The sequence below is a fragment of the Actinoplanes sp. NPDC051405 genome, assembly GCF_055586185.1.
In genome coordinates, this window is record NZ_JBVJIR010000010.1 from 293905 (window position 1) to 309201 (window position 15297).

The window sequence follows — 15297 nt, forward strand, 5'->3', positions numbered from 1 at the left end:
GCGTGTCCGTCGCACAGCCGCGCCGAGCCGAGATCAAATGGTCACCCACCGTCAACGGACTATCGTCAGCACCGATGATTGACACGATTCCGGCGGCCCTCGCGGCGGCCGTCCGCCGCGACCCCACCACTCCCCTGCTGACCTGGTACGACGACGCGAGCGGGGACCGCACCGAGCTGTCCGGCGCGACGATGGACAACTGGGTCGCCAAGACGGCCAACCTGCTGGTGGACGGCGTCGGCCTGGGCTCGGGCGACTCGGTGGCCGTCCTGCTGCCGCCGCACTGGCAGACGGCGGCGGTGCTGCTCGGCGGGTGGGCAGCCGGGCTTGCCGCCGACCTCGGCCCGGACCCGCAGCCGGTGGAGGTGCTCTTCACCACACCCGGGCACGTGGAGATCGCGGCGGCCTGGTCCACCGGCGACCGGTACGCGACCGGCCTGCTCCCGCTGGCTGCCCCGTTGCGCCAGGTCCCGCCCGGCTTCATCGACTACACGGTCGAGGTGCGCGGCTTCGGCGACCGGTTCGTCGCCTCGGCCCCGGTCGGCGAGAACGACCGCGCGCTGGCCGGCCCGGTCGAGGAGAGCCACCTCTCGGTCTGCCGCACCGCCACCGAGCGCGCCGCCGAGCTGGGCATCAAGCCCGGCGACCGGGTCCTGGTCGACGCCCGCGCCTACCCCGACCCGGCCGACTGGCTGCTGGCGCCGCTGATCGCGGGGGCCAGCATCGTGCTGTGCGGCAACCTGGACCCGGCCAAGGTCGAGGACCGCGCGCGGTCAGAGAAGGTCACGCTCCTGCTGACGTGAGGCCGCCAGCCGCTCGAAGGCGATCAGCGACTCCGGGTTGACCAGGGCGCCCGTGGCGGCGGCCCGGTCGGCCGGGGTGCCGGTGAGGATGCGCTTCACCGGGACTTCCAGCTTCTTCGCCGACAGCGTGCGCGGCACCGCGCGTACCTGATGGATCTCGTCGGGGACGTGCCGGGGCGAGAGCGCCGCCCGCAGCTCGCCGCGGATCCGGCCGCGCAGCTCGTCGTCGAGCTCGACGCCCTCGGTCAGCACCACGAACAGCAGCAGCTCGTCCTGGCCGTCGGCGTCGAGGTGCACGACGACCGAGTCGACAATGCCGGGCACGTTCTCCACCACCGTGTAGAACTCGGCGGTGCCCAGCCGCACCCCGCCGCGGTTCAGCGTCGCGTCGGACCGGCCGGTGATCACGCAGGTGCCGTCCTCGGCGATGGTGATCCAGTCGCCGTGGCGCCACACGCCCGGGTAGACGTCGAAGTACGCCTCGAAGTAGCGCCGGCCGTCCGGGTCGTTCCAGAAGCCCACCGGCATGCTCGGCATCGGCGCGGTCACCACCAGCTCACCGAGCTGCCCGAGCACCGGCTTGCCGTCGGCGTCGTACGCCTCCACCCGCGCACCGAGCGCCCGGCAGGAGATGACGCCCTCGATCACCGGCAGCAGAGGGGTGCCGCCGACGAAGCCGGTGCACACGTCGGTGCCCCCGGACAGCGACTGGAGCTGCGGGCGAGCGCCGAGCGCTTCGTACACCCAGTGGAATCCCTCGGCCGGCAGCGGCGCACCGGTCGAACCCACCCCCCGGATCGCGGTCGGCGGCGGAACGACGCCGGCCTTGCGGCACGCCATCAGGAACGGTGCGGACGTACCGAAGTAGGTGATGCCCTGCTCGGCGGCGAGCCGCCACAGCGCACCCAGGTCGGGGTGGCCCGGGTTGCCGTCGAACAGCACGATCGCCGCGCCCACCGCCGGGCCGGAGACGAGGAAGTTCCACATCATCCAGCCGGTGGTGGTGAACCAGAAGAACCGGTCGCCGGGGCCGAGGTCGTGGTGCAGCGCCAGCATCTTGAGGTGCTCGAGCAGGATGCCGCCGTGGCCGTGCACGATCGGCTTGGGCAGGCCGGTGGTGCCGGAGGAGTAGAGGACGTAGAGCGGGTGGTCGAACGGGACCGCGGCGAAGGTCAGCGGGTCGTCGCCGTCCAGCTCGGCCCAGTCCCCGCCGCCGTGCAGGTAGCCGATGCCGATGAAGTGCTCGACGCTGGGCAGCGCGGCGCGGATCTCGGCGACCTCGGCGCGGCGGTCCACCGGCTTGCCGCCGTAGCGGTAGCCGTCGACGGCGACCAGCACCTTCGGCTCGATCTGGGTCCACCGGTCGATGACGCTGCGCGAGCCGAATTCCGGCGCGCACGAGGAGAAGACCGCGCCCAGACTGGCGGTGGCGAGCATCAGGACGTAGGTCTCCGGGATGTTCGGCGCGTAGGCCGCGACCCGGTCGCCCGGGCCGACGCCGAGCCGGCGCAGCCCGGCCGCGACCCGCCGGACCTGGTCGCGCAGCTGCCGGGCGGTGAGCGTGACGGGCTCCCGGGTCTGGGAGTACGCGAGGACGACCGGATCGTCATCGGCCAGCCCCGGCATCCGCAGCACATGCTCGGCGTAGTTCAGGGTGGCGCCGGGGAACCAGCGCGCGCCCGGCATGGTCGCGTCGGGCAGCGTCGCGGTCGGCTCGGTGTGCGCGATGACGTCGAAGTAGTCCCAGACAGCCCGCCAGAAGCCGGCGAGATCGGTGACCGACCACTGCCACAGCTCGGCATAGTCGGCCGCGTCGACCCCGCGCTCGGCGCGCAGCCAGATCAGGAACCGGCCCATCCGGGACGTCTCCAGGACGTCCGCCGGCGGAGTCCACAGCACTGTGCCCGTCGTCATGGGGTTACCTTAATCATCACTCAGCCGGCGTGGATCTGGCGTCCTGGATCGCCTTGCGGCGGGCCAGCCGGTGCTCGCGGCGGATGATCGCCTCCCGGAAGCGGCGCTCGTCCTCCGGCGACTCCGGCAGCACCGGGGGCACGGCCCGGGGATGCCCCGAGACGTCGACGCCGACAAAGACCAGGTACGCGGTGGCCACGGTGAGCGGCTCCCCGCCGGCGGTGTCCCAGCGCTCCCCGGTCAGCTTCACGCCGACCTCCATCGAGGTGCTCCCGGTCCAGTTCACCTGCGCGTACGCGTGGACAAGATCACCGACCCGCACCGGTTCCACGAAGATGATCTCGTCGATGGCGGCGGTGACGGCCGTACCGCCGCTGTGCCGCGCGGCCGCCGCACCGGCCACGTCGTCGACGAACTTCATCAGCACACCACCGTGCACCGTCCCGTACAGGTTGACGTCGGTGGCGTTCATGATCCGGCTGAGGGTGACCCGCGAGTGCGAGGTCGGCCGGCCCGCGGGATGCTCGCTCATGGCCGACACGTTACTTCCGCACCGTTGCCGCTGACCGGTACGGTCCGGACGTGCGCCATCTGAGATCCATCCTGTATGCCCTCGTCCTCGCCCCCGCGGTCTGGATCCTCTGCGGTGTCGGCTTCGACCAGGACCTGACCGGCCGGGCCCGCGACAACGGCGGCATCGAATCACTGTCCGGCGTGCTGCTGCTCGTGCTGGCCGGGACGGCGTACGCGATCCTGCTCTTCTCCCCGATCTCCCCGCTCGGACCGCTGCTGGCCGGCCTGGCCTTCCTCGGCGTGGGCGCCTGGGCCCGGATCGCCCCGGCGTCGTACGCCGGGGTGTGGCCGGAGAATGTGGCCTCGGACGGCTTCAATCTGAGCACGCCGGGTTACGGCTTGGCGGTGCTGTTGGCAGTGCCGCTGCTGGGGACGGCGTTGAGTGCGCGGCGGTGGCGTGGTTTTGAGCCGCCGGAGATTTTGTTCGTGGGGACGATCGGGCGGGCGCGCGGGGCGGCGGCGGTGGCGGGGACGCCGATGGCTTCGGAGCGGACGGCGGTGATTCCGCAGCAGCGGGCCGGGACGGAGTTCGTGCCGGGGTTCGGGGGGCAGTCGGCTGACGCTACGCAGGTGATCGGCCATGGGCAGACGACTGTGGCTCAGCCGACTGTGACGCTGCCGGGTGGGTCCGGGGTGGCCGGGTCCGGGTCTCAGACGGCCGGGTCTCCGACAGGCGGGCCTCCGGCAGCCGGGTCTCTGGCAGCCGGGTCTCTCGCAGCCGGGTCTCTGGCAGCCGCCTCCCCGGCGGCCGATGGGGATGAGAAGACGACGGTTATGCGGCTTGGTCCGGAGCCTGTTCAGGAAGAGCCGACCCAGATCTTTGCGCCGGCGGCCGAAGAGCCGACCCAGATTGTCGCGCCGGCGGCCGAAGAGCCCAGCGAAGCCACGACGGCGGCCGGGGAAGAACCAACCGAAGCTGTGACGTCGGGTGGTGGGGAAGCTACCGCTGACGTCGCGGCCGGCGGAGACACTACGGCGGATGTCGCGGCCGGCGAGGACGCTACGGCCGATGTCGCAGCCGGCGAGGACGCTACGGCCGATGTCGCGGCCGGCGAGGACGCTACGGCGACCATTTCCGGGCCCGAGGATCCGACCAGAGACATCCCGGCGCCGGAGCCGATCACTCGCGATCTCACCGCCGGCGAGGCTGCGGAGGACAAGACGACCCTGCTGACCTTGCCGGCCAGCGACAACGGCGACGAGAAGACGCAGCTGCTGACCCTGCCCAAGGCGGACGGCCCGGCGCCGGACACGACCGACCGGGGCGAACGGACGCAGGTGATCCGGGCCGGCACGGTGGAGCCGCCCGGCGACCGCACCCAGCTGCTGAGCTTCCCGGCCCCGGCGGAACCCGTCACGGTGGCGACGCCGGTGGCCTCTGCGGGCGAGCAGACCAGGGACAACACGTCAATCGTGGCCGCCGAGCGTCCCGATCCGGGCGAGGACCCGACGACGCGGCTGACGGCGGTGGCCAAGCAGCCCGGCGAGGCGACCACCCGGGCGAACACGGACCGCCCGGCCACGACGGTGACCAGCCTGGAACGCCCGGCCGACGAGGCCGCGGACGACACCCGGCCCCTGAAGCTGCCGGCCCCGCGCCCACCAGCCGAAGGCGCGTGAGCCGGCCCCTACTTACACTTCCGCGAGGAAATGTAAGTAAGGGCAGCCGGAGAACGCGGTTTCAGTCCTTGAGGAGCTGGCGGGCCATGACGATGCGCTGGACCTGGTTCGTGCCCTCGTAGATCTGGGTGATCTTGGCGTCGCGCATCATGCGTTCCACCGGGTAGTCGCGCGTGTAGCCGTACCCGCCGAGCAGCTGGACCGCGTCCGTCGTGATCTCCATCGCCGCGTCCGAGGCGAAACACTTCGCCGCCGCGCCGAAGTAGGTCAGATCCGCGTCGCCGCGCTCGCTCTTGCCCGCCGCCACGTACGTGAGCTGGCGCGCCGCCTCCAGCTTCATGCCCATGTCGGCCAGCATGAACTGGATGCCCTGGAAGCCGGCCACCGCCTTGCCGAACTGCTTGCGCTCCTTCACGTACCCCTTGGCGAAGTCCAGCGCGCCCTGCGCGATGCCCACCGCCTGGGCCGCGATCGTCACGCGGGTGTGGTCCAGGGTTTTCATCGCCGTCGCGAAGCCGGTGCCCTCGTCGCCGATCATCCGGTCCAGCGGGATCCGCACGTTGTCGAAGTAGACCTCGCGGGTCGGGCTGCCCTTGATGCCGAGTTTCTTCTCCGGGGCGCCGAAGCTGACGCCCTCGTCGGACTTCTCCACCACGAACGCCGAGATGCCGCGGGAGCGGGCGCTCGCATCGGTGACCGCGAAGACCGTGTAGTACTCCGAGACGCCGGCGTTGGTGATCCAGCGCTTCACGCCGTTGAGGACCCAGTAGTCGCCGTCGCGGACCGCGCGGGTCGACATGGAGGCCGCGTCGCTGCCCGCTTCCGGCTCCGACAGGCAGTACGAGAACATGGCCTCGCCCGCCGCGACCGGGGTCAGGTAGCGCTCCTTCAGCGCCGCCGAGCCGGCCAGGATCAGCGGCATCGTGCCGAGCTTGTTCACCGCCGGGATCAGCGACGAGCTGGCGCAGGCCCGGGCGACCTCCTCGATCACGATCGCGGTGGCCAGGGCGTCCGCGCCGGCACCGCCGTACTCGGCCGGGATGTGCGGGGCGTGGAAGTCCGACGACCGCAGGGCTTCGTACGAGGCCTTCGGGAACTCGCCGCTCTCGTCCGCCTCGGCCGCGTTGGGCGCCACCCGGGCGTCGCAGACCTCGCGGACGGCCGCGCGGATGGTCTCGTGGTCCTCCGGCAGCTGGTATACGTCGAAATCAGGCATGCTTGTGGCCCTCTCCTCTGCGGCTCCGGCCTATGTTACCGACGCGTAGGGTACGCGCACTATCCTTCCGGACGGCGCGCTGATCGTGGTAGCGGTGCCATGAGAAGGTGAATGCCACGTTTCGGCGCGGGTCCCCCTCCTGCGCCCCATGTGAGTGGAGTTTCCCCCCGTGACCATCCCGTACCCGACCCACCCGGCCGTGCCCGCGTTCGCCGAGGTCGAGCCGTCCTCCGGCGCAGCCCGCCCCCGGCTGGCCTTCCTCGGCACCGGGTACCTCGGCGCGACGTACGCCATCTGTTTCGCCGAGCTCGGCTACGAGGTCCTCGGTTTCGACGTCGACGAGGCCAAGATCGCCAAGCTCGCCGCCGGGCAGGTGCCGTTCCACGAGGCCGGTCTCGACGAGCTGCTGCGCACCAACCTGGCCTCGGGCCGGCTCAGCTTCACCACCTCGTACGAGGAGGTCGCCGCCTTCGCCGACGTGCACTTCATCTGCGTCGGCACCCCGCAGCGCGGTGACGGCATGGGCGCCGACCTGTCGTACGTCGAGACGTCGGTGACCAATCTCGCCCGGCACCTGACCCGCCGGGTGCTGATCGTCGGCAAGTCCACCGTCCCGGTCGGCACCGCCGAGTGGATCGAGCAGCTGGTCGCCAAGCACACCGACCCGGAGCTGGGCATCGAGGTGGCCTGGTCGCCGGAGTTCCTGCAGGAGGGCTTCGCCGTCGAGGACGTGCTGCGGCCCAACCGCATCGTCGTCGGCGTCAAGTCCGAGTGGGCCAACGGCATGCTGTACGCCGCGCACAAGGGCGTCTTCGACCTGGCCGCCACCGAGGACCGTGAGGTGCCCCTGGTGGTCACCGACTTCGCCACCGCCGAGCTGGTCAAGGTCGCCGCGAACGCGTTCCTGGCCACCAAGATCAGCTTCATCAACGCGATGGCCGAGGTCTGCGAGGTCGCCGGCGGAGACGTCACCCAGCTGGCCCGGGCCATCGGCTACGACCCGCGCATCGGCAACCGCTTCCTGCAGGCCGGCGTCGGCTTCGGCGGCGGCTGCCTGCCCAAGGACATCCGCGCGTTCCAGGCCCGCGCCCAGGAACTCGGCGCCGGCGAGGCCCTGCGCTTCCTGCACGAGGTCGACCTGATCAACCAGCGCCGCCGCAGCAAGGTGCTCCAGCTGGCCGCCGAGCTGCTCGACCGCCGTTCCGGCCCGGCCGGCCCGGACCTGTCCGGCACCCGGATCGCCGTGCTCGGCGCCGCCTTCAAGCCCAACTCCGACGACGTCCGCGACGCGCCGTCGCTGGCTGTGGCGGCCGCGCTGGCCAAGGCGGGCGCCGACGTCCGCGTCTACGACCCGCAGGGCACGGAGAACGCGCGCCTGGCCCAGCCGGCCCTCACCTACGAGAGCTCGATGGCCGACGCGGTCGCCGGCGCCGAGCTGGTGTGCGTTCTCACTGAGTGGGCCGAGTTCCGCAACGCCGACCCGCACGTGCTCGGCGAGCTGGTCGCCGGCAAGCGGGTCATCGACGGCCGGAACTGCCTGGACGCGGTGCTCTGGGCCCGCGCGGGCTGGGCGTACCGGGGCATGGGACGGCCCGCACCGACCCTCTGAGCCGACCCGCGGCGGAAAACCCGTGCAAAACCGAGGTTGAGACCGACCGAATTGGGTCGACGGCCGCGAACCTGTCGGGTTCGCGGCCGTTTCCATTGATCTCGACCTGCCTGAGACTGTTCTAATGAGGTGTCGGTTGCTTCGGTGGACGGGTCGAGGAGGTGCCGGTGGCGCAGGCTAAGGAGCCGGACGGCTACGACGAGGAGCTCGCCCGCATCGAGGCCTCGATCGCGGATCTCAAGATCCGTGACATGGCCGCCGCCAAGGAACGCACGCAGATCGCCAGCAAGATCCAGGCGGCGCAGTTCCAGCGCGACATCCTCGCCCACGCCAACCAGCAGAAGAAGCGCGCCGCGAAGCCCGCTCGCAAGGTGCGCCGCCGCCCGCCGATCGACGGGCCGCCGTCCTGGGCCGAGCCCGGCACTCCCTACACGGGGCCGCCCGGCGCGGCCACCGACGGCGTGACCACGCTGGTCGACGACCCGCCGCCGACCGAGTCGCCGGCGCCGCCCCCGCCGCCGCGCCGCCGCCGGGTCGCCCCGCTGCCGCCCGAGCCGGAGCCGCCGCACGGCCACGCGCCCGAGACCTCCTCGCAGTCGGTGCAGAACATCCTGCTCGCGCTCAGCGCGCTCGTGCTCGGCATCGCCGCCATCGTCTTCGCGGGTGCGGCCACCAACGCGGTCGGCCGCGCCGTCATCCTGGCCATCTTCACCGTCATCGCGCTGGGCGTCGCCCCGGGCGTCTCCCGCCGCGGCCTCACGTCCACCGCCGAGACCCTGGCGGCGGTCGGCCTGGTGCTGCTGCCGATGACCCTGTTCGCGCTGCACGGCAGCAGTGCGCTCGGCGGCACCGCGGTCCCGGCCCCGGTCTTCCTCGGGGTGACGCTGCTCATCACCGCGGTCGCCTCCTTCGTGTACGCGGGGATGACCCGTCTCGCGGCACCGCGCTACGCGACCGTCGTGGCGGTGCAGCCGGTGCCGCCGCTGCTGGCCTATCCGGTGATCGAGAGCCCGGCCGGCTGGGCCATGGCGCTCAGCGCGGTCGCGCTGGTCGACCTGCTGCTGCTGACCACCGTGATCCGTGAGGGCCGGCTGCTGCCGCGCTGGCCGATCGGCCGCCCGGTCGCCGCCGACCGGGAGAGCCTGGCCGAGGCCGACGCGCGCGACATCGGCGCGGCGGACTTCGCCGCCCGCGACGCCGACCCGGCCGATCCGGCTTCCTACGAGGCCGGCGCGCCGGTGCGCCCGGAGTCACTGCCGGAAGAGCCTGACCTGATCATCGACGGGCTGACCGGCCGGCGCCGCTGGAAGTGGCTGCCGACCCGGATCTTCCCCGGCCCGCGCCCGGCCGGTGCCCCGCCCGCCGGCTCCGTCCCGCTCGCGCCGCCCGCCACCCCGCCCTCGGCGGGCTGGCTGCGCGGCCTCACCTTCGGCCTGCTCTGCGTCGCGGCGGCGGGCGCCCTGCTGTACGCGGGCGCAGCCCTGCTCAGCGCGGATGCCGTGCCCGACGCGGTCCGTTCCGGGCTGATCCTGATCCTGGCCGCCGTGACGGTGTCGGCCGCCGCCCAGCTCGTCGGCAAGCTGCTGGCCCGCAACATCGCCGGCGGCGTGCTCGCCCTTGCGGTGATCGCGGCCTGCGCGCGGATCGCCGCCGTGGCCTCCCCGGCCTGGACCCTGGCGATCGCCGCGGCCGCCGTGGCGATGACCGGCGCCGTCGTCCGGATGGTGCCCGACGAGGTCCGGCGCGGCCCGCAGTACGCCTCGGCCGCCGCCCTCACGCTCATCGGCCTGTTCGTCGCCGTGGACGCGTTGCGCGCGGCGATCGCGCCGGTGCAGGCCGCCCGCCCGGTGTGGAACGCGGACACCGCCGCCTACGCGGGCCGGCTGGCCGACGCGGCCGGCCAGTCCGGCTGGCTGCTCGCGTTCAGTGCCCTGCTGCTGACCATCGCCGCCGCCCTCGCCCTGCCGACCGAGTACCGCCACGAAGGCGCGGTGGCCGGCGTCGCGCTGACCGCCCTGGCCGTGCCCGCCTCCCTGAGTCTGCCCTGGTCAGAGGCCCCCTGGCCGCTGGTGCTAGCGGCCATCGGGCTCGGCGGGGCCGGTCTGCTCGCGCCGACCCGCCGGGTCGCCATCGCGCACATCGCGGCGGCCGGGGTCGTGGGCCTGTTCGGCGCCGCCGCCGCGCTGAGCGCGTCGTGGCTCACGGCCGCGGTGCTGACCGCGCTGGCCGGCGCGGGCGTGATGGTCGCGGTCGCGGCCCGGCAGATCCCGGTACGCCTGTACGCGTGGCTCGTCGGTGACTGGGCCTCGGGGGCGGCGGCGCTGGCCATCCCGGGTGCCGTGGTGACCGCCGTGCTGGCCACCCGCGACCCCGGTGGCGGTCCGCCGCCCACCGAGAGCGTCACCGTGCCCGCGCTGGCGATGGGTTTCCTCGCCGTGGCCGGCACGCTGACCTACGCCGCCGTCTTCCAGGTCGCCCGCCGCGAGATCAGCCTGCCGCTGACCGTCGGCGCCGGGGCGGGCGCGGTCGCCATGGCCCTGGCCGCCCTGCTGTCGCCCGGGGCCACCGCCCCCGACATCTGGGTCGGCGCGCTGCTGCTGGCCGCCGCGCTCCTGCTGTTCTTCGCCAAGTCGCTGGACAACGGCCGCCGCGCCGACCGGATGGTCGACGGACCGGACATCGCCGCCGGCGCGGCCACGGTGGCCATCTGCGGCGCGCTCGCCCGGGTCGCCGCGCTGGCCTTCCCGCAGGCCCCGCTCGTCGTCGCCGCCTTTGTGGTGCTCATCGTGGCGTTCGGTGTCCGCGCCCTGCCCGAGGACTGGCGCCGCGGCCCGGTTCGCGGCGTCGCGGTCGCCGGCCTGGCCGTGGTCGCGATCGCCGGCTGGCAGGCCCTGGCCAGTGGCCTGCGCATCATCGCGGCGCCGGGCCCGATCTGGGCCTCCGACGTCACCGCCTACTCGACGACGCCGCCGCAGGGTGCCTGGCAAGCTCCGGTCGCACTGCTGATCGCCGCGGTGGCCGCGTCCGCCGCGCTCCCCCGCCCGGCCAAATACGACGTGAGCTCGGTCTGCGTCGCGCTGGCCACGATCGGCGCGCCGGCCGCGTTCGGACTGCCGTGGTGGTCGCCGCTGCTGATCGGCGGGGCGGTCACTCTGGCGTACGGGATCGCCGCCGTCGCCGCGACGGACCCGCGCGCCGCGATCGACCGGGCCGGCGTCGCCGCCGTGGTCGCGCTGCACGCGGCCGGGGCCGGCCTGGTGCGGCCCTGGTCCACCGCGATCGCCCTGGGCCTGATCATGCTGACCGGCATCCTGGTCGCCTGGATGTCGCGGGCCGACGTGACGCCGTGCGCGCACCGCGAGTGGGCCGGGACGGCCGACGGCGACCAGGTGCTCAACCTCGCCCTCGACGACACCGGCATGCCCCGGCACCGCGCCCAGATCGGTGGGGCCGGCACCGCGGCCGCCCTGCTCGCCGCACCCGGCGTGCTCGCCGCGGTGGCCGCGGAGAACGGCAACACCGCCCAGGTCGTGCTGACCGCCGCACTGGCCGGCTCCAGCCTCGCGCTCGCCCTGCTGGCGATGGCCGGCCGCTGGATTCCGCAGTACCTGCCCTGGGCCACGGTCGGCCTGGTCGGCGGGGCCACGATCACCGCGCTCGCCTCGGTCCCCAGCGACTACCCCACGGCCCTGTACGCAGCCGCGGCGGCCCTGCTCGGCGTCGTCGCGGAGCTGCTGCGCGGCGCCATCCCGGCACCGGGCCTCACCGTCGCCCCGAACCGCCACTGGGGCGAGGGCGGCTACGTGCGCCCCCGCTGGACCACGATCCGGCCGAGCGGGCTGAGGGGACGCTGGCTCGTCGACCCGGCGACCGGTGCGGTGGTCGTCGCGGCGCTGCCGACGATCCTGGCGCTGTTCTCCATCGCCCCGGCGCTGCGCGCGTCCCTGATCGACCCGTTGCAGCAGCTCGGCGCCATCTGGGACGGGCCCGTCGCTGCCCTGTCCAACCCGGTCTCCGGAAACGTCGACGGCACCAGCGTGCTCGCCGCCGTGCTGCTGACGATCGCGGCGGCGCTCGCCGCGCTGGGCTTCGGCGGCAAGCCGGCCGAGGCCGTACCGGTGATCCTGCCCGGCTTGGCCATCACCCTGCTGATCGCACCGATCGCGCTGGATGTCCGCTGGCCGGCGTCGACGACGGCCGCGCTGATCGTCTTCACCATCTCCATGCTGGGGCTGGCGCTGACCCCGCCGCCGATCGCCACCCGGGCCGCGCTGCTGCGCACGACCCGCAACATCGTCTTCGTCATCGGCCTGCTGGCCGGCGGGGCCGGCCTGGCCGGCAGCCTCGCCCAACGCCAGATGACGCTGTTCACCCTGGGCATGGCCATCATCGTCGGCCTGATCGGCGCGATCGGCGGCCGCAGCCAGCACGCCCGCATCCTGGGCTGGCTGTTCGCCGCGGTGATGGGCCAGATGTTCGTGCTGACGGTCGCCCTGGTGGCCGGGCTGACCCCGCCGTGGGCGGCGTTCGGCGTGCTGGCGGTGGGCGCGGTGCTGCTGGTGCTGGAGGCCCTGCTGCCCCGCCTGGGTCTGCCCGAGTACCGCCGCGAGGCAACCACGGTCGAGTGGAGCGGCTACGCGTCAGCGCTGCTCGCGGGGGCGCTGGCCTTCAACTCCCCGGCGCACCTGGCGGCTCTGCTGGCGGCGTGGGGCGCGGTATTGGGCCTGACGGCGACCCGCCCAGGCCGCACCCCGAACCAGCGCCGCAACCTGTTCTGGCTGGCGGTCGGCTTCGAGATCGTCGGCATCTGGCTGTTCATCGCGATCGCGGACGTGGCGCTCCCGGAGGCGTACACGCTGCCGTTCGCCGCGCTGGCACTGCTGGTGGGCGTGCTCGAGGCCCGCCAGCGTCCGGACCTGAGCAGCTGGGCGGCGTACGGCCCGGCTCTGCTGGCGGCCTTCGTGCCGACGATCGGCATCGTGATCGCCACGGACGCGGGTGACCTGCGCGAACTGCTGCTCCTGCTGGGCGCGGTGGCAACCCTGATCGTGGGCTCCCGCCTGCAACAGCAGGCGCCGGTGGTGGTAGGAGCGGCGGCCACGGCGATCGCGGCGATCCACTTCGCCACGACGCTGGTCGGCCCGTGGCTGGTCCTGGTCCCGGTGGGCGTGACCCTGCTCTTCCTGGGCGCAACAAACGAGAACCGCCGCCGAACCCAGGAACGCCTCCGCGGCGCCCTGGTCCGCATGCGGTGAGGCACCGATAGGATGACGGGCATGAGCGCAGAGGCCGTTGGCAGGCACTTCCCTGCCGTCGTCACACTCGACGACGTAGCGGCCATGAACGCTGCCGACCAGTACGGCCATCGATATGAGTTGAATCCTCAAGGAGCTTTGTCGGTAATGCGGCCGCCGGATTCCGAGCATGCCGCCATTGCCAGTCGGGTGCTCGTATGGCTAGCCATGGCTGGCTGGCCCGCTGAACAACTCCTTCAGGCGGCCGGCATCCGCATTCCCGGTAGTACCGGTTCCGGCGGCAGGATCCCAGACCTCACGGTATGGAGTAAGGCCCAGTCGCGAAGCGTGTGGCTGACACTTACCGACCTCCTGCTGGTGGTAGAGATCGTATCGCCCGGTTCGGAGTCGACCGACGAAGTGATCAAGCTCCGCGAATACGCCCAGGCGGGTATCCCCCGGTACTGGTTGGTCGAGCGCGATGCCGCGCAGACCGTCACCCTGTACTCCCTCGGCGCGGACAACAGTTATGACGTTGCCGCGAAGATGCCCCTCGCCTGGCTCTTGCAGACGGCACCTGCTGATCTCGGTATCGGCATCGGCGGCTGAGGAGCTCAGCCGAGCAGGCGGGCACGGAGCGCTTCGTCTTTTTCCGCGACGACCTGCTCCAGGCTGGTCTGGAAGGCCTGCATGCGCTTGAGCAGCACCGGGTCCGACGCCGCCAGGATCCGGACCGCCAGCAGCCCCGCGTTCCGGGCACCGCCGATCGACACCGTCGCCACGGGCACGCCCGCCGGCATCTGCACGATCGACAGCAGCGAGTCCATGCCGTCCAGATACTTCAGCGGCACCGGTACGCCGATGACAGGCAGCGGGGTCATCGACGCCACCATGCCGGGCAGGTGAGCCGCCCCACCGGCACCGGTGATGATGACCTTGAGGCCGCGGTCGACCGCTGACGTCGCGTAGTCGACCATCTTCTGCACTGTGCGGTGCGCCGACACGACGCCGACCTCGAACGGCACCTCGAACTCGGCGAGGGCCAGCGCCGCCGCCTCCATCGTCGACCAGTCCGAGTCGCTGCCCATGATCACGCCGACGACGGGTGTCATTCCTTGCCTTCCTGGAGCCAGCGGGCGGCGCGCACGGCCCGGGCGCGTACCTCGGTCATGTCGTCGCCCAGCACGGTGACGTGGCCGATCTTGCGGCCGGGGCGGACCTGCTTGCCGTACAGGTGCACGCGGGCACCCGGGTCGGCGGCGAACAGGTGGTGCAGGCGCTCGTCGATGGACATGCCGCCCGGCTCGCCGCCGAGCACGTTGGCCATCACCACGGCCGGCGCGGCCAGCGAGGTCTCGCCCATCGGATAGTCGAGCACGGCCCGCAGGTGCTGCTCGAACTGCGACGTCCGCGCGCCTTCGATGGTCCAGTGGCCGGAGTTGTGCGGCCGCATGGCGAGCTCGTTGACGACGATGCCGGACTCGGTCTCGAACAGCTCGACGGCCAGCAGGCCGACCACCCCGAGGGCGTTGGCCAGGTCGATGGCCAGCTGTTGCGCCTCGACGGCCAGTTCCTCGGACAGGCCCGGCGCGGGCGCGAGCACCTCGACGCAGATGCCGTCCCGCTGCACGGTCTCGACGACGGGGTAGGCCGCGACCTGCCCGAACGGCGACCGGGCGACCAGCGCGGCCAGCTCCCGGCGCAGCGGCACCCGCTCCTCGACGATCAGCTCGGTGCCCGTGGCGACCAGCTCAGCGGCGGCCGCGGCATCGTCCAGCATCCAGACGCCACGACCGTCGTAGCCACCCCGCACGGCCTTGGCCACGACCGGCCAGCCCTCGCCGGACGATGCCGGCCCGGCGGCGGAAGCGGCGAAAGCGGTGATGTCCTCGACGGAGGCAACCGGGCGCCAGCGCGGCACCGGCGCACCCAGTGCCGACAGCCGTTCCCGCATCTGCCGCTTGTCCTGCGCGTACCGGATCGCGTCAGCGCCGGGGTAGATCTTGACGCCCTCGGCCGCGAGCGCGGCGATGTGCTCGTTGGGCACGTGCTCGTGGTCGAAGGTGACCGCGTCACATCCCTTGGCGAACTCCCGCAGCGCGGCCAGATCGGTATGCGTGCCGATCCGCACATCAGCGGCAACAAGGGCGGCGCTGTCGTCGGGCGACTCGGAGAGCACGCGCAACGACTGGCCGAGGGCGATCGCGGCCTGGTGGGTCATCCGGGCCAGCTGGCCACCGCCCACCATGCCGACTACGGGCAGACCGGTTCGGGTATCCATCTCGCCGCCAGCCTAACGAGCCCCGGCCCACGCCCGCCAAGCGGCCC

The 15297-nt window shown here is 72.8% G+C and carries 10 protein-coding genes; 5 read left to right on the forward strand and 5 right to left on the reverse strand.

Features of this window, described 5'->3' with window-relative positions; translation table 11 throughout:
- Positions 1–74: 74 nt before the first annotated feature.
- A complete protein-coding gene (locus tag ACZ6S4_RS23005) occupies positions 75–803 on the forward strand; it encodes a TIGR03089 family protein (RefSeq protein WP_465476882.1) in 729 nt (242 codons plus the stop codon).
- Here ACZ6S4_RS23005 and ACZ6S4_RS23010 read toward each other — a convergent pair.
- On the reverse strand, positions 774–2717 hold the full coding sequence (locus ACZ6S4_RS23010) for an acetoacetate--CoA ligase (protein WP_465476883.1): 1944 nt from the start codon (positions 2715–2717) through the stop codon (positions 774–776). The two genes, ACZ6S4_RS23005 and ACZ6S4_RS23010, sit on opposite strands and share 30 nt — an antisense overlap.
- A gap of 16 nt (positions 2718–2733) precedes the next feature.
- Positions 2734–3249, reverse strand: a complete 516-nt coding sequence (locus tag ACZ6S4_RS23015; RefSeq protein ID WP_465476884.1) for an acyl-CoA thioesterase — start codon at positions 3247–3249, stop codon at positions 2734–2736.
- A 50-nt stretch (positions 3250–3299) separates the two neighbouring features.
- Here ACZ6S4_RS23015 and ACZ6S4_RS23020 point away from each other — a divergent pair, with 50 nt between their 5' ends.
- Positions 3300–4910 (forward strand): hypothetical protein, encoded by a 1611-nt coding sequence (locus ACZ6S4_RS23020; RefSeq protein WP_465476885.1) that lies wholly within the window; start codon positions 3300–3302, stop codon positions 4908–4910.
- A gap of 61 nt (positions 4911–4971) precedes the next feature.
- Here the strand turns inward: ACZ6S4_RS23020 and ACZ6S4_RS23025 are convergent, their stop codons facing one another.
- Positions 4972–6126, reverse strand: coding sequence for an acyl-CoA dehydrogenase family protein (locus ACZ6S4_RS23025; RefSeq protein ID WP_465476886.1), 1155 nt, complete (start codon positions 6124–6126; stop codon positions 4972–4974).
- Positions 6127–6295: 169 nt separating this feature from the next.
- Between ACZ6S4_RS23025 and ACZ6S4_RS23030 the strand changes: the two genes are divergently transcribed.
- From ACZ6S4_RS23030 to ACZ6S4_RS23040, 3 genes are all read left to right on the forward strand, one after another.
- Positions 6296–7735, forward strand: a complete 1440-nt coding sequence (locus tag ACZ6S4_RS23030; protein ID WP_465476887.1) for a UDP-glucose dehydrogenase family protein — start codon at positions 6296–6298, stop codon at positions 7733–7735.
- A 167-nt stretch (positions 7736–7902) separates the two neighbouring features.
- Positions 7903–12990, forward strand: a complete 5088-nt coding sequence (locus tag ACZ6S4_RS23035; protein ID WP_465476888.1) for an SCO7613 C-terminal domain-containing membrane protein — start codon at positions 7903–7905, stop codon at positions 12988–12990.
- 21 nt (positions 12991–13011) lie between these two features.
- Positions 13012–13578 carry a Uma2 family endonuclease gene (locus ACZ6S4_RS23040; RefSeq protein ID WP_465476889.1) on the forward strand — a complete coding sequence of 189 codons (567 nt, stop codon included), beginning with the start codon at positions 13012–13014 and terminating at the stop codon, positions 13576–13578.
- 5 nt (positions 13579–13583) lie between these two features.
- Here ACZ6S4_RS23040 and purE read toward each other — a convergent pair whose 3' ends face one another.
- Positions 13584–14081, reverse strand: a complete 498-nt coding sequence (purE, locus tag ACZ6S4_RS23045) for a 5-(carboxyamino)imidazole ribonucleotide mutase (protein ID WP_433725198.1) — start codon at positions 14079–14081, stop codon at positions 13584–13586.
- Positions 14078–15250, reverse strand: coding sequence for a 5-(carboxyamino)imidazole ribonucleotide synthase (locus tag ACZ6S4_RS23050; protein ID WP_465476890.1), 1173 nt, complete (start codon positions 15248–15250; stop codon positions 14078–14080). Before ACZ6S4_RS23050 ends, purE begins: the two co-directional genes overlap by 4 nt.
- Positions 15251–15297 lie beyond the last annotated feature (47 nt).

Bases quoted from the DNA above. Each gene is read 5' to 3' on its own strand.
- ACZ6S4_RS23005 (WP_465476882.1), top strand. From the start codon at position 75: ATGATTGACACGATTCCGGCGGCCCTCGCGGCGGCCGTCCGCCGCGAC.
- ACZ6S4_RS23010 (WP_465476883.1), bottom strand. From the start codon at position 2,717: ATGACGACGGGCACAGTGCTGTGGACTCCGCCGGCGGACGTCCTGGAG.
- ACZ6S4_RS23015 (WP_465476884.1), bottom strand. From the start codon at position 3,249: ATGAGCGAGCATCCCGCGGGCCGGCCGACCTCGCACTCGCGGGTCACC.
- ACZ6S4_RS23025 (WP_465476886.1), bottom strand. From the start codon at position 6,126: ATGCCTGATTTCGACGTATACCAGCTGCCGGAGGACCACGAGACCATC.
- ACZ6S4_RS23040 (WP_465476889.1), top strand. From the start codon at position 13,012: ATGAGCGCAGAGGCCGTTGGCAGGCACTTCCCTGCCGTCGTCACACTC.
- purE (WP_433725198.1), bottom strand. From the start codon at position 14,081: ATGACACCCGTCGTCGGCGTGATCATGGGCAGCGACTCGGACTGGTCG.
- ACZ6S4_RS23050 (WP_465476890.1), bottom strand. From the start codon at position 15,250: ATGGATACCCGAACCGGTCTGCCCGTAGTCGGCATGGTGGGCGGTGGC.